Source organism: Hymenobacter sp. DG25B (assembly GCF_000801315.1).
Taxonomy (GTDB): Bacteria; Bacteroidota; Bacteroidia; order Cytophagales; family Hymenobacteraceae; genus Hymenobacter.
In genome coordinates, this window is sequence record NZ_CP010054.1 from 2,924,168 (window position 1) to 2,948,068 (window position 23,901).

The window sequence follows — 23,901 nt, forward strand, 5'->3', positions numbered from 1 at the left end:
GGCTAGCTGCCCAGCCGGCGCACCAGCCACATAATCAGGCTGATCAATAAGCTCACCAGCAGCATAGAAGCCAGCGGCATATAGAACCGGAAGCCCGGCCGCTCCACCCGAATATCACCGGGCAGGCGCCCAAACCAGTTCAGCGCACTACCACCGCCCAGCCAGATAAAAGCACCCAGCAGCGCCAGGCCCAGACCAAGCATCACGAAGAGCTTACCGATTTGAGGAGACATAGATGGTGAAAAGCAGATGCACCCGCTTCGTACGCAGGGCGCGCCAAACGGGTGCATCTACTGAAGGCTATTGGGCCGTTGCCTAGCGGCTGACTACTCAGGTTTGGCGTAGAAAGCCTCTAACGAGCGGGTGTACAGGCAGTAGTTAATAGGATTGTTCACTTGAAAAATGGTGGGCTCTTTGGCGCCGGCGGGCACCAGCATGAGGCTGCCCTTGCCGTTTATCTTGGTGCGCTCTAGCCCCTGCCCTTCGCGGTTGTCAAACTTCACATCCAGATAGTACAGGTAGGGCGCAATCCAGTTTACGTAGCCCCTTTTGCTGACACCCGACAGGCTCCTGATTTCCAGGTCTTTATAATTACGGGCAATGGCCTGTTGAAACTCCACCGCATTCAGCGGCTTACCGCGCAGCACGGGCATCACATCCCACTGCCCATCCAGTAGCACCCATTTTTGCTGGTCGGGCAGCCAGGTTTCCAGCAGCACGTGGCCGGCCCCACTTTCGGTGGTTTCTACGTCCTTGGTTTTCAGGGCCAGCACCCGCGACTTCAGCCCGTAGGCATTCAGGCAGGAGGTGGCTACAATGCCGTACTCCACGCAGCGGAACTGCTTGCCCAGCTTCACTTCTTCCAGAATGGTAAGCGCATCGTTTTTAGTGGGCTGGTTGCTGCCGTTGTGGTCCCATTGCTGATGCACCCAGTGCAGCAGGCGCAGCGCCCGCTCGGTGTCGTTTTGGGCGCCCTGCACCACGGCATCCAGGTTGTACTGTTGGCGCAGCTGGGTGAGGAAGGTATTATTCTGGCCGGCTTCATACCGAATTGTGAGTGGCGCGGCCGGGCGCGCTTTGTCAAAGCGCAGCGGCTCCACGGCAAAGCCGGTGGCGCGCAGCTCCGTCAGTGCGTAGCGGCCATCATCGAGCAGAACGTAAAAGCGTTGGGTAGTGCCGGGCTTCAGCGTATAGCGAATAGAGTCCTGGTCGGTGCGGAATACCACGGATTCTTTGGCTGCGTGCAGGGTCAGCGGTAGCACGTCAGGGCTGGTTTCGGGGGCTATGCGCCATTCGCCTTTCACCCAATCCTGGCCCAGGCGGTAGTCGGCCTGCGGCTGGTGCGCTTTGATGACGGGCAGCCCCTGATAGGTGGCAGATTGCGCAACGGCAGTGCCACTAGCTAGCAGCAGGCCATACAGCAAAAGAGGTTTCATGCGGATTATGAAATATAGGTTTAGCCGCATAGAGGACCTTAATTCGAAAATCGTTGCCTCGGGGGTCAGGATTTCTTTGGCCTTGTAGCCTGGAGCCGGGCAAAACAATTTGCCTCAGGCTTAGCCAAGCAAGGCGAAAAACACCACGGTTACCGCCACCACTATCAGCACATACGCCCCCAGCGCCCACCATTCGGCCCGCTGCCGGAAATCATACGGGAAGCGCTGCCCGATGCGCTGCTGCACCCATACGGACGCCATGAAGCCGATAAAAACTATAGCCAGCGCCACCTGGGTGGGCAGCAGCTGCCGGAACATCAGCAGCAAAGCCAGCAGCGGCAACAATCCCACGAGGTAGCCCAGCAGTCGGGCAGTAAATAAGTTGGTTAGCATAACGCGGTGGTTAGTTTTTCTCGAATACGGGCTCAATCCGGCCTTCGGCTCCTATCTGCAAGGCAGCCTCGTAGCGGTTGCCGGTTTTGGCGGAAACGAAACCCCGGATAACACCGGTTTTGCCCTTGCGCAGCAGCTGGTTCATCTGCGTATCGCTCAGGGTTTTACCGCCCCACTCAAACGGCACCCGGAACTGGCAGTCCTCGCGGAAGCGCGAGCAGCCCCAGGCCGCTTTGCCCTTCAGCATAGTGCCCAGGCGGCACACGGGGCACGGAATCTGGCCGGGGTCGGTGGCGGTGGTGGGCTTGTTTTCGGCGGCGCGGGCCAGCTCCAGGGTGCGCTGGGGCGTGAGGCGGATGGCAGCGTCGAACTTGTTGCCAGCCTCATCCAGGAAGCCTTTCATCACCTGCGTGCGGCCTTTTTTGAGCAGGTCACCTACCTGCTTATCGGTAATCTTCTTGCCTTCGAACTCGGTGGGCAGGCGGAACAGGCAGTTTTCCCGGAAGCGAGAGCAGCCAAATGCCGTTTTGCCGCGCAGTACGTGGCCGCTGCCGCAGGCCGGGCACGCCCCCAGCGCGCCGGGAATAGCCGGCGTGGCGGCGGCTTTCGGCGGATTAGCCTTGGCGGCGGCTCCGGCCTTCTGTCCCGTTAAATCGGCCAGCTCCGTCTTATGGATGCTGATGCCGCGGCCCGAGCCATCCTGCTTTACTTCCAGCACCATTTCCCGCACCAGCCCTTTCAGCTCATCCAGAAACTGCCCGGCGTCCAGCTGGCCGCCCTCAATCTGGCGCAGCTTCCGCTCCCACTGTCCCGTCAGCTCCGCCGATTTCAGGGTGGGGTTGCGGATGAGGCCAATGAGCTCTACGCCGGTAGCGGTGGGTACAATGCGCTTTTTCTCCCGTACAATGTAGCCGCGCTTAAACAGCGTTTCGATGATGGCGGCGCGGGTACTGGGCCGCCCAATACCGTTTTCCTTCATAGCCTGGCGCAGCTCTTCGTCGTCTACGTTACGGCCGGCGGTTTCCATGCCGCGCAGCAGCATAGCTTCGGTGTACTCGCGCGGGGGCTGGGTTACTTTCTGATCCAGGCGGGGCTTGTGCGGGCCGCTTTCGCCTTTTTCGAAGGCGGGCAGCACGGTATTCACCACATCATCGTCGCCCTCGGTGGCGGCTTTGGGCGTGGACGGCGCCTGCTGCTCCTCCGGGTTGCCATATACCACGCGCCAGCCCGGGTTCAGAATCTGGCGGCCCCGCACCCGAAACAGATACCCGGCTGCTTCGGCCAGCACCGTAGTGTTGGACACTTCGCAATCGGGGTAAAAAGCCGCCAGAAAGCGCCGCACAATGATATCGTACACGCTTTGCTCGAAGCTGCCTAAACCGCCCGCACTGGCGCCGGTGGGAATAATGGCGTGGTGGTCGGTTACTTTATTATTGTTGAAGACCTTGGTGCTCTTCTTGATTTTGTTGGCCAGCAGCGGCTGCGTGAGGCTACGGTAGGCGCCCAGCCCCTGCAGAATACCGGGTATTTTGGCATACTGATCATCGGGCAGGAAGGTGGTGTCTACGCGCGGGTAGCTGACCACTTTCTTCTCGTAGAGGCTCTGCACGGTTTTAAGCGTGTCTTCGGCTGAGAGGCCCAGCTGGTTGTTGCACTGCACCTGCAGGGAAGTCAGGTCGAAGAGGGAAGGCGGCGTTTCCAGCGCTTTCTTGATTTCGACACCCGTTACGGTAAGCGGCACATCCTTTACGGCGGCCATGGCCACATCGGCCTCTTCCTGACTTACGAAGTAGCCGCGGGCCTTCAGGCGCGCTTTTTCATCGGGCTCATCGTCCTCGGCCTTGCCTTTTTTAACGGGCGCTACGTGGCTGAACAGGGTGCCCCGGTACTCGGTGCGCAGCACCCAATACGGCTCCGGCTTGAAGTTGCGGATTTCGTGGTAGCGGTCTACCAGCAGGGCCAGCGTAGGGGTTTGCACGCGCCCAATGCTAAGCACCTGGCGCTGGCCGGGAGCATATTTCAGCGTAAACAGGCGCGTGGCGTTCAGGCCCAGCAGCCAGTCGCCGGCGGCACGGCTTTTACCGGCCTGGTACAGGTTGTCGAACTCCGAGCCCTCGCGCAGGTTGGCAAAGCCCTGGCGAATAGCCTCTTCCGTTAAAGATGAAATCCAGAGGCGCTTGAAGGGCTTGCGGTATTTGGCTTCCATCAGCACCCAGCGCTGAATTACCTCCCCTTCCTGGCCGGCATCGCCGCAGTTAATGACTTCCTCGGCAGAAGCCAGCAGGTTTTTGATGACGTTGAACTGCCGCACCACCCCGTCGTCGCGGCGCATGAGCTTGATGCCGAACGACTCGGGCAGCATGGGCAAATCATGAATGCTCCAACGCTTCCACTCGGGGCGGTAATCCTCAGGCTCGCGCAGCTGGCAAAAGTGCCCGAACGTCCAGGTTACCTGGTAGCCATTGCCCTCAAAATAGCCATCCATTTTGCGGCTGGCACCCAACACATGGGCAATTTCGCGGGCTACGCTGGGTTTTTCGGCAATACAAACTTTCACTATTCGCTGATTCTCACGGATGATGACGCTGAGCCCGCACAGACAAGCTCAGTGGGGAATCAACAAAGATAACCGGATAAAAAGTCCGTTTAAAGCTGCTACCGCAACATCGGAAAAACACGGGCAGCAGGTCACAAAAAAGCGGCTCGCCAAGGCGAGCCGCTTTGTATAAGGAATCCTTTTCTGAGCGCAGCGCGGAATCTGAGTTTCTCTTATGTAAGAATTACCCCAGATTCCGCGCTGCGCTCGGAATGACAGGTTTTTAGGATTTCTTCTTGTGCTTGGCTTTGATTTTAGCGTCGCCGAGCTTGGTCTTTTGCTTGGCGTCCACGTCAGCAGAGGTAGATACATCCGTTTTGGCGGGCGCGGCCGAGGCCTGCGTCATGCTGGCGGCATCTTTTACCTCGCCTACCAGGGCCACCATAGTGTTGCCGGCCGAGGAGTTGGATTCAATGGTCAGCACTTTGTTCTGCATGCCCATTTTGCCCATGCTGTTGAACTTGGCCGTGATAGTGCCGGACTTGCCGGGCATGATGGGCTCCCGCGTCCAGTCCGGGGTGGTGCAGCCGCAGCTTACGCCAATGTTGGAGATAATGAGCGGGGCGGTGCCCGTGTTCTTGAACTTGAAGGTATGGTCTACGATGTCGCCTTGTTTGATAACGCCGAAATCGTACTTCATTTCCTCAAACTGAATCAGCGGGCCGGCCACTTTTTCCTGAGCGGGCGCCGTTGCGGCAGTCTGCGCGTGGGCCGCAAAACCGCCCAGCGTGAGCGACAAGGCCAGAACAAGTACTTTTTTCATGACTGGGGATAGTTTGTGAAGTTGAATTAATCAAAAATACGGGTTTTGCCGGGCAGGCCAATTATCCTGCCAGTTTTCCGGGTATTTATTATGACTTATAAGTTACTGGTTTGTACGCAGCAATGCATAATTGGCCGGGAAAGAATTAACAGGCATCCACTACTGACATGCTCCCACAGGTAGCAGCTGCTTACTCCGCCAGCATTTTAGGGTTGAAATTCAGCAGAAACAGCTGCTCTGAGGACCGGGTGACGGCGGTATACAGCCAGCGGGCAAACTCAGAATTCACCATATCTTCCTTCAGGTAGCCGTGGTCTACGAAAACGGCCTGCCACTGGCCGCCCTGCGCCTTGTGGCAGGTAAGCGCATAAGCAAACTTCACCTGCAGGGCATTCAGGAAGGGGTCTTTACGCAGACCAGCGGCCCGGTCCTTTTTCTTTTCCAGGTGGGCGTAGTCGGCATTGATGGCCTGGTAGAGGGCGTTGCTGCGGTCGGCGGGCAGGGCCGGGCTTTCCGTGTGCAGGGTATCCAGCAGCAGCTTTACTTCAATATCGGGCTCGTCCGGGTAGTCTACCAGCCGCACGCGGGCATCGGCAAACCGGAAGCCGAATTCCTCGGTGCGCCGGATGATTTTGACCACCTGCACAAAGTCGCCGTTGGCCAGAAAGCCAATTTCCGAGTCCTTGGGCAGCCAGAAATAGTTGTTGCGCACCACCATCAGGTAGTCGCCGGATTCGATTTCATCTTCCGCATCAAACAGAATACGGCGGATAAACTGGTTGTACTGGTTGGCGTTCTTGTTGGAACGACAGATGATGGTGGTGTTTTCGTGCCCGTAGTTTTTGTAGGCCCAGCGCAGGCCATCCTCCAGCTTGTCGCCGTTCATCTTAAAGATATCGGGGTAGCCTTTGGTGTGGAACTGAATGTTGGGATGCTCCTCCCGTAGCTCTTCCCGCAACGTGGTGGCGTTCATCAGAATACCCGAGGCCTCGGCCTGGCGCATCACCTGGCGCAGCTCCACGGAGCTGACGGTAGCCCGGAAGCGGTGCGCCAGCAACTCAGGGTCCAAGGCCGGGGACAGCAGCTGGCCCACGGGCGGCAGCTGGGCCGTATCGCCAATAAGCAGCAGGCGGTTGGTGGGCTTTTCGAACACGTAGCCCATCAAATCATCCAGCAGACCGTTTTCGCCGAAGGCTTTTTCGTCTGATATCATGGAGGCTTCGTCCACGATGTAGAGCATATCGGCGGTGCGGTTGGGCTGGCGCTGGAAGGAAAGCCGCTCCGAAGGCGTGCCGCTGGTTTGGCGGTATATTTTCTTGTGAATGGTGCTGGCTGCCACGCCGGAATAAGTGCCCATTACCTTGGCCGCCCGGCCGGTAGGCGCCATAAGGGTATACTTGCGCTGGCGGCTGTAGAGCCACTGCACCAGGGCGCTTACCACGGTGGTTTTGCCGGTGCCGGCGTAGCCGCGAAGCACAAACACCTTGCGGCCCGGCAGCTCATCGCGCAGAAACTCATCCAGCTGAAAAAACAGCGTGGCCTGGTCCTGCGTGGGCTCATAGGGGAAAAAGTCGCGGACGGAGGGGTTCTTACGGAGAGCATAGCAGGGAAATCTATGCAACAAAGTTACGCCGGATTCAGGTCCTGCGCTTGCAAAGGATATTGCGCAGGAAACCATGCGGCTGGTTTTCTTACCTGATCAGCCTGCCTGACCCCAAGGAAAACCGCTGCTGCCTAGCGCCAAGGCAACAGGGGCAAGAGGTGAAAACGCAGCAGCAGGAAAAGTAAAAAGGCCCGCTGAATCTCAGCGGGCCTTTTTATAAAACAGGTAGAAAGCAGGCTATTCCCGTACTACGCGCAGCATGGTGCTTTGCCCGTTGGCCAGCTGCAGGCGCACCAGATACAAACCAGCCGGGAGGCCGGCCGCCTGGGGCCATACCACCGGAGTGGCACCCGCCGCCAGCGGCGTCAGGGTTTGTTGCAGCATCTGCCGGCCAGCGGCATCGTGCAGGGTGAGGTAGGCGCGCGACTGGGCCGCCGGAACCCGCAGCGTGAGGCGCAGGCCATCGGAGCCGAAGGGGTTGGGCTGCGCTACCAGCTGCACCATATTACCAGCACCGGGGCGGGCCACCGTGCGCACCACTGAATAGCGGGCTTTGCCATCGGTATCCACCTGCCGCAGGCGGTAGTAGAGCAAGCCGGCGGGCTGGTTTTGTGCCGCGGCGTCCAGCAGCTGATAATCGTGGCGAGTTGTGCTGGTGCCGGCGGCTTTCACCTGGCCTACGGTAGTCCAAGAATTGATTCCATCCAGGCTACGCTCCACCTCAAACCGGTCGGCCATTTCCTCAAAAGCCGTAGCCCAGTTCAGCTGCGCCCCGGCAGGCTGCCAGCGCCCATCAAACTGCATCAGGGTTACGGGCAAAGCAACCGGTGCCGGCGGGGCGAGGAAAGTAGCAATGGAGGTAGTGGATACCAGGCTGTTCGTGCTCGTATCCGTCAGCTTTACTACCTGGTCGCCACCGCAGCCATTGGTCACCTGAATATCATCTACAAACCAGCCTTCATTCCCGGTACCTCTGTCGGAGCGCACCCGGAATCTCACTTTGATGGCTTTGCCATTGAAGGAGGAAAGGTTGATGACTGTTTTGGTGAACTTGGACCCATCAGCATTAGCGGCTAATATCCCCGTAAAACAGGGCACACCGCTGGCACTGAAAGCAGAGTTATAGCCATTGGATATGAAGTAGGGTGCGGCATCCGTCCAGGTTGTACCGTTATTCGAGGTAATCTCTACGGTTCCACCGTCATAGCCGGACTCAAAGCTATAGAAGTGATAGAAGGAAAGCGTAGAAGCCGTAGTGGGCGTAACTGAACCCGAAATCAGGCTAAAATCTTTGGTTTGAGTAGGCGAGCCGGATGCCCAGGATTTGGTACCGCTTTTGGCGTAGGTAGTACTGGTACCCCAGGCCGTATTGCCGTCTTTGGGCGTGGTGAAGGAAGTGGGGGTTGCATCGGCATTCTCATTTAATGCCAAGGCAGTAACGCAACCAGCATCCTTGGCCGTTTGGGCATTGATGCTGAAGCTCAGGCTTTGGTTGATGGCCGTGAACTTGACATTGGAAAACGTAACGGTGCTGCCGCTGAGCATGCCGCCCGTGCTGCTTATATACTGCAGGCCGGCGGGCAGATCATCGGTGAGCTTGTAAGTGGCCGCGGGAACGGCGCAGTCGCAGGTGGCGGTAAGCGCAATGCTGAAGGAATTGCCTGACAAGGCCGCCGTTGCTTTCTTCAACGTTACGCTGGAGGGCACATTGTAGCCAGCGGTCTGGTCGGTAGCGCTGGTGGAGGTGCCTTGCTTGGCATCAACGCCCATGCCGCGACGGGCAAAGGCACTCCAAATAGCGCAGCGGTACTTACCACCATACAGCAGCTGGTCAGCGGCCAGAATGGCGTCGCGGGCATCCAGGAAGCCGGGGTTGCAGGGTTGCAGTTTCAGGCCTTGAATAACCAGCTGCATGGCTACGTTATTGCCGCCGGTGCTGGCACTGTTGTAGAGGTTAGACTCAATGGCGCCTTGCTGCTGAATGATATTCCAGGTCATATCCCAGAGCACAGCACACCAGACTTCACCAATGTTATGCACCTCGGTGTCGAGAGCAACATCAGCATACGTGAGCGGGTTGATGCTCATAGAAGTGCTATAAGGATAGCGGCGGATACCACTGCCATTGGTCGGCTGCCCCACGGCATAGTTGCCCATGGGGCGCGACTTGGTGCCGTCCGTGACCAGCGTTGCCTGCCAGTCAGTGGTCAGCATCAAGGCAAAATAGTCGCTCCAGCCTTCGCCACCCTGTTCGGCGTTGTTCAGGCAGCTGCTGTTGGCCGGGCCGCCGGTCAGGCGGGTAGAAACGCCGTGGCCATACTCATGCACCACAATTCCGTTGTCGAGGTCACCGTCCAGCTGCGGATCCGTAGCCGAAGGCTTGGGCAGGGTTACAGACACGCCGTTGGCCAGCTCGCCAATTAACAGGGCGCCATCTTCCATGGATATCATCACGGCAGGAACGGTGATGGTATTATCCGTGCCGCCCATGGTGAAGGGGGAACCGGTGATGTTATTGACCATGATAACAGCCTTAGCACCGGCTGTCTGGGCATTTTTTACTTTGGTTACAAAGTCGCACGTGCCCCGGTCAATCATTACAATTTTACCTGACAGAGCTGCTGCTGATACCGGTGTGCCGCACGCCTGGTGGGTAAGTGGGCTGGAGCCGGCATCATCATAGCGCACTACCTGGCCGGAAACAGGGCCCTTGTCTGCCAGCTTATTAGCCGTGCTGAAGCTGCCTTCTGCCATGTAATACTGCCCGGCAATGGCGGTAGGCGCCGTAACCTGCATTTTGGGCGATGCTGCCGCAAACAAGTACATCTGCATGCGGCCACTGGTGCCATCAACGGGGGTGCTGAAGTTAGCATTGTCGGTACCGCTGCCATCCTGCGCTTCGGCTAATACATGGTCGTTACCCGTACCGCCACGGGTGAGGTTGTCTTTTTGAAAGTTGCCGGCTGCTTCCGTAAAGCCATACTGGTACAGCACATCGTGGGTGATATTGTTCCAGTAAAACAGGTTTACCAGGGCAGCCTTCTGGTTTGTGGTGGTGGTAGGCGCAAGGCTGAAGTCCGGCACATAATTGAACGTGAGCGAAGAGCCCGTAGTAGAGGAGCTGGCATAGCTGGTTAAACCATTGCCCGTAGTAGCGGGTAAGTTATTAGCATCCCGGTCCTCATATGCCTGCACGTTGTTGCCCCGGGTATACGCATAGTTGGTGGTGCCGTCAAAATGCCAACCGTGTGTGGTGGCGTTATTGCTGCTCCCGGCTTTCAGCCACGGGTCCGACTCGGTGCGCAGGGTATTCCCAGTGGGGCTTTCCCTAGGATAGGGAATAACGTAATACGTGGAGGCGGTGGTTGTGGGCGGGGGCAACAGCATAGGCTGCACCAGCGCAGCCGGCAGCGAAGGGCGCTCCAGCACCGCCGCCCTAAGTTCAGCCGTGCGCGGCTGGCTGGCACGGTTACGCTCATGTACCGTCCAATTGTCTTTATCCACAAATTCCCCGGTAGTAGCATCTATGCGCACGTTCCACCAATCGGAGGAGCTTTGCACATCAATGTTGACATTCCAGGCCAAGTGCAGTTTTTGATTTTTATCCTCGGCCCATACCAGACTGGCCGTTATATCCCGCCGCGCCACATTGCCGCCAGCAAACGTCTGCTGGGCCTCAGGGCCGGTAGGGCCGGTCAGGGGTGAAGTGGAAACCGTGCCGCTCAGCTGCAATATCTGAATGGCCCGTGCTACGGCAGCTCCGGCCGGAATGCTGGGGGTGGCGGGCAGCCCTTCCAGCTCGGTATCGGCCAGGAACCTGCCGGCGTGGTGCACCAGGTTATCTTTTACGAAAGCCAGCGCCAGCACCCGGTTGTATACCGGAATGCCCTGGTGCATTTGCTGCACGTGCACATAGTCCAGGTGGCTAAGGGCATCGGAGTGCGCGCTCGATACGCGCATCTGGGCATTAGTAAGTCCGGCACTGGCCCACTGGGCCCGCGTTTGAAGGGCCCTTTTCAGGCCCTCCTGCGCATTCATTGACTGCGCGAGTGAGGCTTGCAACGGCAGCAGCAAACCAAGGGCAACGGAACTTACAGAGAGTAGAGTAGAGGTTTTACTCATGCGCAATAGGTTACAAAGGTGATGAAGCAGGGCGGGGTGGTGTTAAGTGCAGGCCTCAGCCTTAGCATCTAAAAACCATGAGCTTTAGCACTGAAGCTGCTACTCAAGCTCGCAAAGTACAAATCACACTTAATAATCCCTATTGAATTAACCTTATTGGGATAATTAATTATCCCAATCCAACTTCAATATTTATCCCAATGATATTTTTGACCCTTCGACCTAATAAACATGAAATTGGCAACCTAATCTGTGTTTTATGAATAATTTAACAATATTTTGGCTTGAAATTTATATAGTATTCAATTCAATAATTTAACTATTTATATAATAATATTAATAATAAACAAAAACAAAGAACACTACACACCATACCTAACTCCCATTTTATATTCTTATTTAAACACCAAAAATATACCCCGTCTTCCCGCCAGCATAGGATTTTCAGATTCCTATGCTGGCGGGAAGACGGGGCCGAAAAATTATACTCAGGCCAACGCCGCCTTCCTCAACAAGCCTTATTTATACTACCGGCTCAATCACGGCCATGGTAGCCGTGGCCTTGGCAATGAGCAGGTCATCACACCACACCTCCGCCTCGCAGAAATGCAGGCGACGGCCGGCCTTCAATACCCACCCAATAGCCCGCAGCTTTTCCCCTACCCCGGGGTGCAGATAAGTGGTTTTCAGCTCCACCGTTACCATGCCGTGGTTATCCGGGATAAGCGTAACGCCGGCAAAGCCGGCTACCAGATCAGCCATGGTGGCGGTGAGGCCGCCGTGCACGAAGCCCTTCTGCTGCTGGTGCTGCAGGGCCAGGGTTAGCTCTGCTTCCACGCGGCCAGGCTCAATCAGGGTGAGGTTGGCCCCAATGAGGTGCATGAAGTACTGGCGCTCCAGCTTGCGGCGAATCCGGGTTTCGAGCGGCTCCAGAGCGGCCGCAACGGGGGAAGTAAGTTCATCAGACATTGCGGCAAAGATACCGCCTTCCGAAGAGGTGCACCAAATGCAGGAGTTGCGTACCTTTTGGCCGCGGCCGCAACCCAGCGGGCCCCTGGCTTTACTCCGTATGCATCCCACCGACTTCCTTCTACCTGGTGCCCTGGGGCTGGCCCTGGCGGCCTGCAGCGGGTTTCGGGTGTTTGTGCCGCTGCTGGCAGCCAACGTAGCTTACCTTTCCGGCTACCTCACCCCTTCCCCCGGGTTTGCCTGGCTGGGCACCTGGGTAGCCTTTGCCGTGCTGGCCACAGCCACGCTGGCCGAAATGCTGGCTTATTATGTACCAGTAGTTGATAACCTGCTGGATACGCTGACCACGCCCGCTTCTTTTATTGCCGGCACGCTCCTGATGACCTCTGCCCTCCCCGAAATGAGCCCGGTTATGCGCTGGGGGCTGGGGGTTTTGGTAGGCGGCGGCGCGGCGGGCCTTGTGCAAACGGGCACGGCTGTTTTGCGGGCCGGCTCCACCGTTACCACCGGCGGGCTGGGCAATCCGGTGCTGGCTACCCTTGAAAATATGCTGGCCGTGGTGGGCTCTCTGCTGGGGCTATTGTTGCCCCTGATTATGGCCGGACTGGCGTTGGTTCTGGTGCTGTATCTTGCGGGCCGTATCCGGCGGCAGGTGCGCCGCTCTTCTCGCCCGCAGGCGGCTACTTCGCCCCCGGGCACCTGATCTGACTTTCTCCCTATGACACACTCTACTGCTAATCCCTCTGATTCTCTGCTGCAGGCCTACACCGGCCAGGTGCGCGTGCGCGTGGGCGGGCTGCTGGTGCAGAATGGCGCTATTCTGCTGGCGGCCCACCGGGGTCTGCTACCCGATAAAGTACCGTTCTGGTCGCCGCCCGGCGGGGGCTGGGAGTTTGGCGAAACCATTCGGGCCTGTTTGCGCCGTGAGTTTGAGGAGGAGACCGGGCTGCAGGTAGAAGTGGGCCGCTTCCTGCATCTGCACGAGTTTATGGACAATGACCTGCAGGCCCTGGAACTGTTTTTTGAGGTGAAGCCGCTGGACCCCACGGCTACCCGCGCCTTGGCTCCGACCCGGAGCACACGCCCGAAGGCCAGGTGCTGACCAAGCTGGCGTTCTTTACGCCCCGCCAGCTGGTTTCGATGCCCGTGTTGCAGGTTCACCCGGTGCTGCGCCTCATCCTCAGCCCCGATGACGTGTACATTCCCCAGCAGCTGTTTAAATAGCGCCCGCCGCCCCCGGTGCTATATAACCGGGTCTTGAGGGTTGAACATATAAAAGCGCCGCTTGAAAATCAGTTTCTCTGCGCCGCCCCACCGCCGGCGTGACCAAAACGGCCGCGTCTTTCTGTAACTTTAGGGGCTTGATTTGGCCCTAGTCGTCTTTTTGCCTGTGTCTGACTCTGTTTCTGTTCCTACCCTGCCTACTCCCACCCTCTCGGGTATTCTGCCGCGCCTGCGCGACGAAACCCTGGACCCTGACAACCTGACGGCGTATAACCTGTACCTCTCCGTAGGGGCAGCCGGCGTGCGCGTGGGGGTGGCCGATGTGCGCCGCAACAAGTTTGTGGTGCTGGAAGACTACTCCCTGCAGCCCGCTACCTCCCTTTCCGGCCAGCTCCAGGGCCTGGCTGCCCAGCATGATTTAGTAGGCCGCACGGGCTGGAACCGGGTGCGGCTCTCGGTGCAAAACCGGAGTTTCACGCTTCTGCCCAAGCCCCTGTTCCGGGCCGGTGATGAAGCCGCTTATCTGCAGCTGCACCACCACCTGGACCCGGCCCACGAGGCGGTGCGCAGCTACTCGCATGCTTCACTGGAAATGGTGAATGTATTTGCGGCCGAAAAAGCCCTGACCGAGTGGTTTGGGCGCACCTACCCCGCTGGCCAGCTGCTGCACCAGACCAGCGCGCTGCTGCAGGGGCTGGTTCACCAGAGCGACCGGGGAGCCCCCCGCCGCTGCTACCTCAGCATTGGCCACCAGGAGCTCACCGTGGTAGTTATCCGGGACAAGCGGCCGGAGTTCTGCAACGTCTTCAGCTTCACCACCCCCGAAGACCTAATTTACTACACCATTCTGGTGATGCAGGAGCTGCAGCTAAACCCCGACCAGGACGCCGTAATGGTGTGGGGCGACCTGTTCCACGACTCGGCCCTGTTCACCGTACTGCGCAAATACATCCGCAACATCCGCTTCGGCAACCGCCCCTTCGATATAGGCTACAGCTACCGCCTGAACGACGTGTTCGAGTACCGGTACTTTGAGTTGTTTAGCCTGCATCTTTGCGAATAGGTGAGCCAGGTGAAGGGATGGAATGGCGAGTCTTATCCTGACTTGCCAGTTCCTCAACTCACCATTTCACCATATCACCACCTCCCGTTTATGCGCATAGCCCTGTTTCCCGGTTCCTTCGACCCTTTCACCAACGGCCACCTGGATGTAGTGCGGCGCGGCACCTCCCTATTCGATAAAATCATTATTGCCATTGGCAACAATAGCAGCAAAAGCCGCTATCTGCCGGTAGAGCAAATGGCGGCCATGATATCGGAGGTTTTTGCCGATGAGCCCCAGGTAGAGGTACAGGCTTACAAAGGCTTAACTGCAGATTTTGCCCGCGAAACCGGGGCCCGCTTCCTGCTGCGCGGGCTGCGCAACACCACCGACTTCGAGTACGAAAACACCATTGCTCAGGCCAACCGGCACGTAAATCCGCAGCTGGAAACGGTGTTTCTGATTACTTCTCCCCCGCTGGCCGCTATCAGCAGCACCATCATCCGGGAGATTCACCGCTTTGGGGGCAACGTAGACGACTTTGTGCCGTTCCGCCTGCCAGCGCACCCGCCGGAAGCCTAGTAGCCAGCCAAAATAGCTGTATTAAGCTCTCAAAGCCTTACTGGCTCGTTTCTTTCCGCTGGCTGGGCACAATGCGTACTCCGCGCACCTTGTTCAGCTGGCCGGGCTCCGGAATGGAGAGAACAATGTAATTGGGAGCGGTGGTACTGAGGTTGCCCAGTCGCATCAGATCTTCCTCGTTGGTGCCCATCAGCACAATGTCGCTCACCTTGCGGGTGCGGGCATTAAACGTAACTATCAGCGTGGAACCCTGCCGCCGGAAGGTGTTAATCCAGCCTTCGCCTTTGGTGGCGCGCAGCTGGGCAGCCGTGGGGTCGGCCCCAATCACCTCATCGGCCGCTTCCTGCGGGGGGCCCAGCTGGCGGCGCAGATAGTCGATGTTATGCTTTACTAATTCCGGCAGATCAATTGAGGCGGTTTGGGCCGTTTTGGACTGGCTTTGCTGCGGCGCTTCCGTTTCCGATGGTGTTTGGGAACGGGAGCAGGCGGCCAGAAAACCCAGTGTTAATCCGGCCAGCAAGAGAATAGGTACACGCATAACGGGCCGGGTAAACATTATTTGGCGGGTTCTTTTACGGGTTCGGCCACGCCGGCCACCTCACTCAGGTAGTGGCGCACCACCAGCGCAATGGAGGCGTACGTGTCTGGTAGCACGGCCAGGGCTTCCTGGGGCGTCATCCAGCGCACTTCCTCAATGTACTCCTCGGCCTGGGGCTTCATCAGGGAGTCATCCACGCAGCGCATGATGTACCAGTTGGTTTTCTTCAGCATTTTGTTGCCGTTGTAGGCGTACGAATGCCAGGTACTGGGCAGTGATTCGCCCAGCTCAATCTTGATGTTGCACTCTTCCTCCACCTCGCGCAGCGAGCCTTCGGCCGGGTCTTCCTCCTTCTTCAGCTTGCCTTTCGGCAGGTCCCATTTGCCCAGGCGGTAAATCATCAGCACCAGACCATCTTTCACCACCAGGCCGCCGGCGGCCTTGGCAATGCGGAACTGGTCTTTGAGGTGCAGAATGAGGCGCTTTTTTTTCCGCGCCATCAGGGTGAGGGAAGTCAGTTTCTTCAGCTTTTTCACCTCCATCAGCCGTAGCAAACGGTCGAGGAATGCGTCGGTCACGTCGCGCACCAGCACGTCGCCTATCAGGTCTTTGGAGGTAAATTCGTCCTCCGCGTTCAGGATCAGGTCGTAGCGGTGCTTGTACACTTTTTCGCTGGTCTTCTTGATGATCAGCGGAATATCATTGATGAAAACGTTCATCGCGGGGTAATGTGGAGGAGGCAAAAAAATCAATTGGGGCACCAGCGTCCGTTGCAAAACACAACATAAATATCGTGAAACGGAAATACCGCCGGCCGGGCAAGATACGAGTTGTATCGGGTTACGTTGCCCTCAGCACTCAACTAGTGTTTACCTTGCCGGCATGAAAAAAATCGGTCTTCTCTCCGATACCCATAGCTACCTGGACGAACGAATCCTGTATCATTTGCGGGACTGCGACGAAATCTGGCATGCCGGCGACTTTGGCACGGCGGCCGTGGCCGAGGAGCTGGCTACGGTAGCTCCCCTACGCGGCGTATACGGGAACATTGACGGCCGCGACGTGCGCCTGACTCAGCCCTTGGTGCAGGCCTTTGAAATAGAGGGCCTGCGCGTGCTCATGACGCACATTGGCGGCTACCCCGGCCACTACAGCCCCGCTGCCCGCCCCCTGCTGCAACAGCACCGACCGGGCCTGTTCATCAGCGGGCACTCCCATATTCTGAAGGTGATGCCCGACCCCAGGCTGCGGCTGTTGCACCTGAACCCCGGCGCGGCCGGCCGCCATGGCTTTCATAAGGTGCGCACGCTGTTGCGCTTTCAGGTAGAAGCCGGGCAGGTGCAGCAGCTGCAGGCCATTGAACTGGGCCCGCGCACTACGGAGCGGTAACAAACGCAAAAAGCGCCTTTCCCATCCAGGAAAGGCGCTTTTCAACAACTATGTATGCCGACCGACACCGGCGGCGGACTTACTTACAGGGCAATTTCCGGCTTGGGGTGCTCACCTTCCTGACCATCAGCGTTAACTGGCTTGGTCACGGCTTCGGCATCGTCAAATGCTTCGGCGTTGGCTTTTACGGTAGCCTTGGCGGTTTTCTCCGACTTAGCAGCAGCTGGCGCAGCAGCACCGCCATTGAAGCGGGCCTTCAGCTCTTCGATGTCCACGTTCTTCAGAACGGGCGTGAGGAGCAGTTGCTTAATGATGCGCTGCTTGTTGTTTTGACGGGCAATGTTCTTGCGGTGCTTCCGCTTCAGTCGGGTGACGCTCATATCCGGGTCGGTTAAAGTCGTTTTAGTAAAGGAGGGGCAAAAGTAAGTCTTATTTTTGAATCCCGAAACCTCCATCCTCAACTCATTAGCTCCTTTCATGATTGATTTACGCTCCGATACCGTAACCCGCCCCACCCCAGCCATGCTGGAAGCCATGTTTCAGGCCCGGGTGGGCGATGATGTGTATGAAGAAGACCCCACGGTAAAAGCGCTGGAAGAAGCCGCTGCCGCCCGCTTTGGCATGGAGGCCGGCCTGTTCTGCCCTTCCGGCACCATGACCAACCAAATTGCCATTAAGGCCCATACCCAGCCCATGTCGGAGGTTATCTGCGAGCAGACTTCGCATATCTACCTCTGGGAAGTGGGTGGTATTGCGTTTCACTCGGGCGCCTCGGTGGCGCTGCTGCCCGGCAACCGGGGCCGCCTCACGGCCGCGCAGGTAGAAGCCGCCATCCGTCCCGATGATAACGTGCATTATCCCATCACCCAGCTTATTTCCCTGGAAAACACCCACAACCGGGGCGGGGGCAGCTGCTATGCGCTGGAAGAAATGGAAGCCATTGCGGAAGTAGCCCGCCGCTACGGCATTCCGCTGCACCTGGACGGCGCCCGTATTTTCAACGCCCTGGTAGCCACCGGGCAGGATGCCCGGGCGTATGGCCGCCTGTTTGATACCATTTCCGTGTGCCTGTCCAAAGGGCTGGGGGCGCCGGTAGGCTCGGTGCTGCTGGGCAGCAAGGCCTTCATTCATAAAACCAAGCGCATTCGCAAGGTAATGGGTGGCGGCATGCGGCAGGCGGGCTATCTGGCCGCGGCAGGCCTGTATGCGTTGGAAAACAACGTAGAGCGCCTCGCCGATGACCACCGCCGGGCCCGGCAGCTGGGCGAAACGCTGGCTGCCCAGCCTTATGTGGCTGAGGTACTGCCTGTGGAAACCAACCTGGTTATTTTCCGGCTGCGGGATGAGCAGCCCGCCGGCGCATTCCTGGATTACCTGAAGCAGCACGGCATCATTGCCTCCTCCTTCGGCCCACAAATGATTCGGTTTGTGACCCACCTGGATGTGACAGACGACATGCTGGCCCGCGTAACAGAGGCCCTCGGCAACCTGCGCTAAGCCATAGCACAGCCGACTACGGCTGGGCGGAAGCTAATTCCGGTCCGGCCGTAGTTGGCTGCGGGCTTCGCAGCAGAATAACAGCCCCAATGCTGGCGGCCATTACCGAACCAGCCAGTACGGCCAGCTTGGCCAGATCTATTAACTCCGGTTGATGGAAGGAAAGCGTGGCAATAAAAATGGCCATGGTGAAGCCGATGCCAGCTGTAAATCCCAGCCCCAGCATCTGCAGCCAGCTAACGCCGGTAGGCAACATGGCCTGCCCGCTGCGCACCAGCACCCATACACTGAGCACTATGCCCACGGGCTTGCCCACTACCAAACCCAGCATAATACCCAGCCCTAGTGGCGACACAATGTCTACGCCCGTGCCGCCCTTTAGCATGATGGCCGTATTGCAAAGGGCAAACAGGGGCAGGATAACAAACGTCACGGGGTCGTGCAGGGCATGATACACCCTTCTGAGCTGTTTAACTGGCGTAACGAAGGCCAACAGTACCCCCGCCACCGTGGCATGCACCCCCGATTTCAGCATACAGAACCAGAGCAATAACCCCAGGATGGCTACCACCCATACCCAGTCCTCCCGCCAGCGGCCCAGCAGATAAAGCGCCAGCACCAGCCCCGCGGCACTCGCCAGATAAAGCATATGCAGCGTGTGGGTATAGAAAATAGCGATAACCACCACTGCCAGCAGATCATCAATGATGGCCAGCGCCGTGAGAAAAACGCGCAAACCAGCCGGCACGCGCGAACCCAGCAGGGCCAGAATACCCAGGGAAAACGCAATATCAGTAGCGGTAGGAATGGCCCAGCCGGCGGCAGCCGGTGTGCCCCGGGTAAACAGAAAATGGATAAGCGCGGGCATAGCCGCGCCACCCACCGCCGCCACCGCCGGCAGCATGGCTTTGCGGGGCTCGGTCAGCTCGCCATCCACCAGCTCGTGCTTGATTTCCAGCCCCACCAAAAAGAAGAAGATGGTCATCAGGCCATCATTTATCCAGTGGCTGATGGATTTATGCAGAAAGGACGGCCCTATTTCATGTTCCCAGAAACCAATATAGGCCGGGCCCACCGCTGTATTGCTGAGCACCAACGACAGAATAGTAGCCCCTATCAGGAGTAAACCGGAAAGACGGCCACCTTCTGCCAGCGCCTGTAGTGGAATGCCACGCGTAAAAAACTTCATGAGCGCAAATTACTACTCCTGCCCTAAATTATGACAGGAGTCCGGAGGGCCGGCAGCAGGCGCCTAACGGGTGCGGTGTTATTTCCATGTGGAATCTTTTCCTTACTTGCCAGCCGTATGAACTTGTTTATTGTGGGCGATGTGCACGGCTGCTACTACAGCTTTCTGGAGGTGCTGCAGCACTGGAAACCAGCGGAGGAGCTCCTGCTTCAGGTAGGCGACCTGGTAGACCGTGGCCGCTTCGCGCCGGAAACCGTGCAGGTGGCCCTGGAGCTAAGCGAGAAGTACCCGGCGCAGACTGTATTCCTGAAAGGCAACCACGAAGCGGGCATGCTGCTGCATTATGGCCCTACCGGCCCCCACCCCAACTGGCTGAGCTGGGGCGGCCGCTCCACCAAGCAGCAGTACCAACTGCATCCGGGCTGGCTGGCCCCGCACCTGGCGTGGCTTTCTGAGCGGCCCTTGTTCTGGGAGAATGAGCAGGTGCTGGTCAGCCATGCCGGCTTGGCCGATACCCCCGACCCCATGAATGAGAACAACCCCGACGGGATTCTCTGGCGCCGCGGCCCCCTGCGCAACGTGGGCAAGCTGCAGGTCATTGGCCACACGCCCACTAAGGGTGCGCCTGCGTTTGATGCCAAGGCCAATGCGCTTTACATTGATACCGGGGCCTGTTTTGGGCAGGGCCTCTCGGCCGTGCGGATCAGCGCCGCCGGCCAGCAGCTGGAAACTATCTTCGTACCCACTCACCAGGCCGACGTTGGCTGATTCTACTTGTTGCTGATGGCTGCTGACCCTATTCACCATCTTTCCCAGGCCGATCCGGTGCTGGCGGGCCTGATCCGGCAGGGGCGGCCCATTGCGCCCAGCGCCCACGAGGATTTATACCTGGCGCTGCTCAGAGCCATTGTGTCTCAGCAGATTTCCACCAAAGCCGCGGCCGCCATCTGGCGCAAGGTGCAGGCCCTGTTCCCGCCCGATGGCTACCCCGAGCCGGCCGCCATCCTGGCCATGTCGGATGAGGATTTGCGGGCGGCGGGCATCTCGCGCCAGAAGGCCGGCTACCTGCGGGCCATTGCCGAGTTTGCCCAGCGCGACCAGCTCGACCACAGCTACCTCAGCCAGCTGGATGCCGATGCCTTTACCCAACACCTGACCCAGATAAAAGGTGTGGGCCGCTGGACGGCGCAAATGCTGCAGATGTTTGCCCTGGACCAGCCCGATGTGTTTCCGGAAGGCGACCTGGGCATCCAAAACGCCATGCGCCGCCACTACGGCCTGCAGGAAACCGGCCGGGCCCTGCACCAGCGCATGACGCAAATTGCCGAGGCCTGGCGCCCCCACCGCACCCTGGCCAGCAAGTATTTGTGGCAGTCGTTGGATAATCAGTAAAAGGTGAGCTTGTGAAGTGGTGAGATGGTGAGTTTGACGTTCCGCTTGCGCAAACCGCGCGTATTGCACAACAAACTCACCATTTCACCACCTCACCATTTTACTATCTCACCTTACCCCGCTTCATCATGTAGGCGTACAGCACTTTATCAAACGGCTCCCGGATATCCACCGGCACAAAATCAATCTTAAACTGTCCGCAGCGCAGGGCCAACTCCTGCTCATAGCGCCGCATGGCGGCCTGGTATTGCTCCCGCACTTGCGCCGGCTGCAGCTTAATGGTTTCGCCGGTTTCCACGTCCTCAAACAGGTAAGGCCGGTCCTGGAAGGCAAAGTCCGACTCCGTGGCGCGGTCCATCACGTGGAATAGCAGCACCTCATGCTGCTGGTGGCGCAGGTGCTGCAGGGCGGCTAGAGCCTGTGTTTGCTCCTCGGGGGCGCGGCCCAGCATATCGCTGAAAATGATAACCAGGGAGCGTTTCGGGATTTGCTGCGCGATGGTGTGAATCACGCCAGCCACATCGGTGGGGCGGCGCTGCACGGGGCGCTCCAGGAGTTGCTGCAGGGTGAGCAGCAGGGTGTGCCGGTGGGTGCTGGTAGAGCGCACGGGCGTTTGCAGCTCCACCTGGTCGGCGAAGGTGACGAGGCCCACGGCGTCGCGCTGCTTTTGCAGGAGCGTGGCCAGGGCCGCCGCGCACAGCACGGAAAAGCGCAGCTTGTCGTGGCCGGGACTGGGGTAGTACATGCTGGGGCTTACATCCAGCAGCAGGTGGCAGCGCAGGTTGGTTTCCTCTTCGTAGCGCTTCACAAAGAGCTTATCGGTGCGGGCAAATACTTTCCAGTCCAGGTGACGGGTGCTTTCGCCGGGGTTGTAGAGCCGGTGCTCCGAGAATTCCACGGAAAAGCCGTGGTAGGGCGACTGGTGCAGGCCCGTAATAAAGCCTTCTACCAGCTGCCGGGCCAGAAATTCCAGGTTCTCAAAAGAGCGGATAGCAGCTAGGTCAATGGATTGGGCCATGGGTCAGGCATTAAAATCAGTCAAAAGCGAAAGATAGGCAGCCGGAGTATGTCTGCCTTATTTCATCAACGCATAAGCCCCACAAAAGCTGCGTGCGATGCTGCCCGGCAGGCTTCTTTCTTCTGGCCCTGCTACTTACAAACGGCCCGGGCAGTAGGCAGCTATAGGAAAAGCGCGACTTAAAATTTTTATATCTACAGATAAGTGGTTACTTTGTCCTGAAATTCAAACATCTTGGAATAAATCAACTCTATTGTAGCCACCGTGGAAGACCGTCACGATCAGGAAGAAATCTACTCTCAACGTATTAAAGCCGGCAAGCGCACGTACTTCTTCGACGTGAAAGCCACCCGCGGACAGGACTATTATCTCACCATTACGGAGAGCAAACGCAAGCTGCGCGACGACGATACTTTCTCGTATGAGAAACACAAAATCTTCCTATATAAAGAAGATTTTATCAAGTTTGTCGATGCCCTGCAGGACGCCGTGGATTATGTGCGGGAAGAGCTGCTGACCGAGGAAGAAGTAGCCGAGTTGGACCGCCCCCGGCAGTACGAAGGCGACTCATTTAACCGCAGCGAAGACAACTTTTAACCCCACCGCCTAGCGAAGCACTGCTTACTCTCCTCATTTCATTTGCAACCCCCTTTTAGCGGCGCGCCCGGTTTTACCGTGGCGCGCCGCTTTGTTAGGTTCTGACCGGCTGGTGGGCTGTTTTCTAAAACAGGCAGCAAAGCCGCCCAAAACGCCCTACCTTTGCCCCGGGAATGGCGTTATGGACTTCATTCCTCATTCTTAATTCTTCATTACTAATTAAAACCATGGGTCTTCGCTGCGGTATCGTCGGTTTGCCGAACGTGGGCAAATCCACGCTGTTCAACGCTCTTTCGAACGCCAAGGCCGAATCGGCCAACTACCCGTTCTGCACCATTGAGCCCAACGTGGGCGTGATTACCGTGCCCGATGAGCGCCTGCAGATTCTGGAAGCACTGGTGAACCCCAAGCGCGTGCTGCCCACCATTATTGAATTTGTGGACATTGCCGGGCTGGTAAAAGGCGCTTCCAAAGGCGAAGGTCTGGGCAATAAATTCCTGGCCAACATCCGGGAGGTAGATGCCATCATTCACGTGGTGCGCTGCTTTGATGACCCCAACATTGTGCACGTGGCGGGCGGTGTAGACCCCGTGTTCGATAAGGACGTTATCGACACGGAGTTGCAGCTGAAGGATCTGGAAAGCATCGATAAGAAGCTGGCCAAATCAGAGCGCAGCGCCAAAGCCGGTGATGCCGTAGCCAAGAAAGAAGTAGTGGTGCTGCAGCGTTTTAAAGCTGCGCTGGAAGCCGGGCAGAATGCCCGCGCCGTAACGGCCAGCGAAGATGAGCTGGAGGCCGTGGCTGATCTGCAGCTGCTCACCATTAAGCCCGTTATCTACGTGGCCAACGTGGACGAGGCCAGCATTGCCACCGATGGCAACAAGCACGTAAATGCCCTGCGGGAGCATGTGAAGGCTGAAAATGCGCAGGTAGTTCTGGTTTCGGCTGCTATTGAGGCGCAGATTGCGGACATGGAAGACCCTGAGGAAAAGGAAATGTTCCTGGGCGAGTACGGCCTCACGGAGTCAGGCCTGAACAAGCTCATCCGGGCCAGCTACGAGCTGCTGAACCTGATTACTTACTTTACCGCCGGCGTACAGGAAGTACGCGCCTGGACCATTCACCGCGGCGACAAAGCCCCCGCGGCCGCCGGTGTCATCCACTCCGACTTCGAGAAAGGCTTCATCCGCGCCGAGGTGATTAAGCTGGCCGATTACCAGGAATACAAAACCGAAGTGAAAATCAAGGAAGCCGGTAAGATGGCCGTGGAAGGCAAAGAATACGTGGTGCAGGATGGCGACATTATGCACTTCCGCTTTAACGTGTAGTAGACTTTCGACACAGATTGTCGAAGCATTATAGTACTACAGACGCCCCGCCCGGATGCCGAGCGGGGCGTTTGTGGTATATAGGCTGATACACTGCACTCTTTCCAAACGCTGGGGCGCAAATCTTACCCCTGCCCATGTCCCGGCCTGGCTATCTGCCGTATAGAACAAGATGTAGGAGAGGCAGGCGCCTTACCTGCCAGGTATTCTTTATCCGGGCTTT

24 protein-coding genes are annotated in these 23,901 nt (G+C 57.9%); 11 read left to right on the forward strand and 13 right to left on the reverse strand.

The genetic code is table 11. The features are described from left to right. Nucleotides 1-2 precede the first annotated feature (2 nt). The 8 genes from PK28_RS12615 to PK28_RS12650 all read right to left on the reverse strand — a co-directional run bounded on the left by PK28_RS12615 (nt 3) and on the right by PK28_RS12650 (nt 11,882). Entirely contained in the window at nt 3-233 is a 231-nt protein-coding gene (locus PK28_RS12615) for a DUF2905 domain-containing protein (RefSeq protein WP_044514338.1), read from the reverse strand. A 93-nt stretch (nt 234-326) separates the two neighbouring features. Beyond that, nucleotides 327-1,436 carry a transglutaminase domain-containing protein gene (locus PK28_RS12620; protein ID WP_044514341.1) on the reverse strand — a complete coding sequence of 370 codons (1,110 nt, stop codon included), beginning with the start codon at nt 1,434-1,436 and terminating at the stop codon, nt 327-329. Between the two features lie 120 nt (nt 1,437-1,556). After that, nucleotides 1,557-1,829 carry a hypothetical protein gene (locus PK28_RS12625; RefSeq protein WP_044514342.1) on the reverse strand — a complete coding sequence of 91 codons (273 nt, stop codon included), beginning with the start codon at nt 1,827-1,829 and terminating at the stop codon, nt 1,557-1,559. A 10-nt stretch (nt 1,830-1,839) separates the two neighbouring features. Then, a complete protein-coding gene (locus tag PK28_RS12630) occupies nt 1,840-4,386 on the reverse strand; it encodes a type IA DNA topoisomerase (RefSeq protein ID WP_044514344.1) in 2,547 nt (848 codons plus the stop codon). A gap of 262 nt (nt 4,387-4,648) precedes the next feature. Continuing rightward, nucleotides 4,649-5,188: a DUF1573 domain-containing protein gene (locus tag PK28_RS12635; protein ID WP_065814138.1), complete on the reverse strand. Its 540-nt coding sequence runs from the start codon at nt 5,186-5,188 to the stop codon at nt 4,649-4,651. A gap of 190 nt (nt 5,189-5,378) precedes the next feature. After that, entirely contained in the window at nt 5,379-6,812 is a 1,434-nt protein-coding gene (locus PK28_RS12640) for an ATP-dependent DNA helicase (protein ID WP_231576151.1), read from the reverse strand. 216 nt (nt 6,813-7,028) lie between these two features. Further along, the gene (locus PK28_RS19115; protein ID WP_082017097.1) at nt 7,029-10,913 is read right to left on the reverse strand and encodes a M36 family metallopeptidase; all 3,885 of its coding nucleotides are present in this window, start codon (nt 10,911-10,913) and stop codon (nt 7,029-7,031) included. A 522-nt stretch (nt 10,914-11,435) separates the two neighbouring features. Further along, entirely contained in the window at nt 11,436-11,882 is a 447-nt protein-coding gene (locus tag PK28_RS12650; protein WP_048825982.1) for a PaaI family thioesterase, read from the reverse strand. Between the two features lie 100 nt (nt 11,883-11,982). Here PK28_RS12650 and PK28_RS12655 point away from each other — a divergent pair, with 100 nt between their 5' ends. The 5 genes from PK28_RS12655 to coaD all read left to right on the forward strand — a co-directional run bounded on the left by PK28_RS12655 (nt 11,983) and on the right by coaD (nt 14,730). Beyond that, entirely contained in the window at nt 11,983-12,585 is a 603-nt protein-coding gene (locus PK28_RS12655; RefSeq protein WP_044514348.1) for a DUF4126 domain-containing protein, read from the forward strand. 15 nt (nt 12,586-12,600) lie between these two features. After that, a complete protein-coding gene (locus tag PK28_RS12660; RefSeq protein WP_048825984.1) occupies nt 12,601-12,984 on the forward strand; it encodes an NUDIX domain-containing protein in 384 nt (127 codons plus the stop codon). Then, on the forward strand, nt 12,978-13,106 hold the full coding sequence (locus PK28_RS21155; RefSeq protein ID WP_262489738.1) for a hypothetical protein: 129 nt from the start codon (nt 12,978-12,980) through the stop codon (nt 13,104-13,106). The genes PK28_RS12660 and PK28_RS21155 overlap by 7 nt, the downstream gene beginning before the upstream one ends. Nucleotides 13,107-13,272: 166 nt before the next feature. After that, a complete protein-coding gene (locus PK28_RS12665) occupies nt 13,273-14,169 on the forward strand; it encodes a DUF3822 family protein (RefSeq protein ID WP_048825986.1) in 897 nt (298 codons plus the stop codon). A gap of 90 nt (nt 14,170-14,259) precedes the next feature. Further along, complete coding sequence (coaD, locus tag PK28_RS12670; RefSeq protein ID WP_044514349.1) at nt 14,260-14,730, forward strand: pantetheine-phosphate adenylyltransferase; 471 nt, start codon at nt 14,260-14,262, stop codon at nt 14,728-14,730. Nucleotides 14,731-14,767: 37 nt separating this feature from the next. Here coaD and PK28_RS12675 read toward each other — a convergent pair whose 3' ends face one another. Further along, entirely contained in the window at nt 14,768-15,268 is a 501-nt protein-coding gene (locus PK28_RS12675) for a hypothetical protein (RefSeq protein WP_156126376.1), read from the reverse strand. 17 nt (nt 15,269-15,285) lie between these two features. After that, nucleotides 15,286-15,987 carry an NUDIX hydrolase gene (locus tag PK28_RS12680; protein ID WP_044514352.1) on the reverse strand — a complete coding sequence of 234 codons (702 nt, stop codon included), beginning with the start codon at nt 15,985-15,987 and terminating at the stop codon, nt 15,286-15,288. Nucleotides 15,988-16,150: 163 nt separating this feature from the next. Here PK28_RS12680 and PK28_RS12685 point away from each other — a divergent pair, with 163 nt between their 5' ends. Beyond that, nucleotides 16,151-16,657, forward strand: coding sequence for a metallophosphoesterase family protein (locus tag PK28_RS12685; protein WP_044514354.1), 507 nt, complete (start codon nt 16,151-16,153; stop codon nt 16,655-16,657). 83 nt (nt 16,658-16,740) lie between these two features. Here the strand turns inward: PK28_RS12685 and PK28_RS12690 are convergent, their stop codons facing one another. Continuing rightward, nucleotides 16,741-17,037 (reverse strand): hypothetical protein, encoded by a 297-nt coding sequence (locus tag PK28_RS12690; RefSeq protein ID WP_044514357.1) that lies wholly within the window; start codon nt 17,035-17,037, stop codon nt 16,741-16,743. Nucleotides 17,038-17,134: 97 nt separating this feature from the next. Here PK28_RS12690 and ltaE point away from each other — a divergent pair, with 97 nt between their 5' ends. Beyond that, entirely contained in the window at nt 17,135-18,154 is a 1,020-nt protein-coding gene (gene ltaE, locus PK28_RS12695) for a low-specificity L-threonine aldolase (RefSeq protein ID WP_044514359.1), read from the forward strand. 16 nt (nt 18,155-18,170) lie between these two features. On the opposite strand, the gene nhaA is transcribed toward ltaE, so the two are convergent. Next, nucleotides 18,171-19,343 (reverse strand): Na+/H+ antiporter NhaA, encoded by a 1,173-nt coding sequence (gene nhaA / locus PK28_RS12700; RefSeq protein WP_044514362.1) that lies wholly within the window; start codon nt 19,341-19,343, stop codon nt 18,171-18,173. A 117-nt stretch (nt 19,344-19,460) separates the two neighbouring features. Here nhaA and PK28_RS12705 point away from each other — a divergent pair, with 117 nt between their 5' ends. Together PK28_RS12705 and PK28_RS12710 are read left to right on the forward strand one after the other, a co-directional pair. Beyond that, entirely contained in the window at nt 19,461-20,111 is a 651-nt protein-coding gene (locus tag PK28_RS12705; RefSeq protein WP_044514363.1) for a metallophosphoesterase family protein, read from the forward strand. Nucleotides 20,112-20,126: 15 nt separating this feature from the next. Beyond that, complete coding sequence (locus tag PK28_RS12710; RefSeq protein WP_044514364.1) at nt 20,127-20,735, forward strand: DNA-3-methyladenine glycosylase family protein; 609 nt, start codon at nt 20,127-20,129, stop codon at nt 20,733-20,735. A gap of 103 nt (nt 20,736-20,838) precedes the next feature. Here the strand turns inward: PK28_RS12710 and PK28_RS12715 are convergent, their stop codons facing one another. Beyond that, entirely contained in the window at nt 20,839-21,753 is a 915-nt protein-coding gene (locus tag PK28_RS12715) for a DUF58 domain-containing protein (RefSeq protein ID WP_044514366.1), read from the reverse strand. A gap of 264 nt (nt 21,754-22,017) precedes the next feature. On the opposite strand from PK28_RS12715, the gene PK28_RS12720 reads away from it, so the two are divergent. Both PK28_RS12720 and ychF read left to right on the forward strand, forming a co-directional pair. Then, the gene (locus PK28_RS12720; protein ID WP_044514368.1) at nt 22,018-22,350 is read left to right on the forward strand and encodes a DUF3276 family protein; all 333 of its coding nucleotides are present in this window, start codon (nt 22,018-22,020) and stop codon (nt 22,348-22,350) included. Between the two features lie 227 nt (nt 22,351-22,577). Continuing rightward, nucleotides 22,578-23,678 carry a redox-regulated ATPase YchF gene (gene ychF / locus PK28_RS12725; RefSeq protein ID WP_044514371.1) on the forward strand — a complete coding sequence of 367 codons (1,101 nt, stop codon included), beginning with the start codon at nt 22,578-22,580 and terminating at the stop codon, nt 23,676-23,678. Nucleotides 23,679-23,901: the final 223 nt, after the last annotated feature.